The organism is Pseudonocardia sp. EV170527-09, from assembly GCF_008369905.1.
Classification (GTDB): Bacteria; Actinomycetota; Actinomycetes; order Mycobacteriales; family Pseudonocardiaceae; genus Pseudonocardia.
On the sequence record NZ_VRMC01000249.1, the window covers coordinates 1 to 1122 of the forward strand.

Below are 1122 nucleotides of genomic sequence, written 5' to 3' on the forward strand. Positions count from 1 at the left end.
TCGCGGATCTCGGCCCAGGTCTGCCCGGTCTTGGTCTCGGCGATGCGGATGAGCAGCAGCGCCAGCCAGCACAGCAGCACGTGGGCGCGGATGCGGTCCTCGACACGGTGGTAAACCGGCCGCATGTCGATGATCGATTTCATGTCGCGCCAGCCGCGCTCGACCTGCAGGAGCTGCTTGTAGCCCAGGGCGATGTCCTCGGCCGACAGCTTCGGGTCCGAGCAGCGCAGCAGGAACTTGCCATCCAGGTTGGCCTCGGCGTCGATGGCCTTCTTGTCGATGCGTAGCAGCCCGCCGGGCGTGGTGCGCAGGTAGCGCTTGAGGCCGGGCTTGGTGGAGATGACCCCGCGCAGCTCGGCGCGCTTGTCGTTCGACAGCTTGTCGCTGCCGGCGATCGTCTCGACCAGGAGGGCGACCATCCGGTCCCGGATCGCGGCGTCACGCAGCGCAGCCTCGGGGTTGAAGCAGATCACGAACCGGTCGTCGGCCAGGTCGCTTGCCAGGCGCACCTCCTTGACCTGCAGGTTGTCGGCGACATGCCGGTAGCGGCCCTGCCGGGACAGGGCGGCGTCGGCTTCCGGGGTGCCGCCGCGCAGCTTCTCACCCAGGATGTAGTGCCCACCGGCGCGCTGCAGGTAGCGCCTGTTCTCGGCCGAGGTGAAGCCGCGGTCGGCGACCCACACGATCCGCGACAGCGACCAGTCCCGCATATCGTCTTTCACTTGCCGGATCAGCGCGCTGTCGGCCGTGTTCCCCGGCCAGGCCCAACACCGCACGGGGATCCCGTCGCGGGTGACGGCCATGCCGACCACGATCTGCGGCAGATCCGGGCGGGAGTCCTTGGACTTGCCGAAGGTCCGGAACCCGGCCTCCTTCACCGCCTCGTCATCCTCGGCGACCGGCATGCCGTGCTCGTCGCGGCCGACCGGCTCGTCGGCGTCGGCGGTCTCGAAGTAGGTGGAGGTGGTGTCGAAGAACAGCAGGTCCACCTCCAGGTTCAGCAGGTCGGCGGTGGTGTCGAACACGATCCGGCCGAGCTCGGGCTCGGCGTCGATCAGCCAGTCCATCGCCCGGTAGCAGGACTCGTCCACGACCGGCACGTCCAAGCCGTCGATCACCACG

Annotated in this window: 1 protein-coding gene; it reads right to left on the reverse strand. The window is 68.7% G+C overall.

The window, feature by feature from the left end:
- The coding region (locus tag FVA95_RS28860; RefSeq protein WP_240051800.1) for a transposase at window positions 1-1091 on the reverse strand (1091 nt) is incomplete at its 3' end.
- Between the last annotated feature and the right edge of the window lie 31 nt (window positions 1092-1122).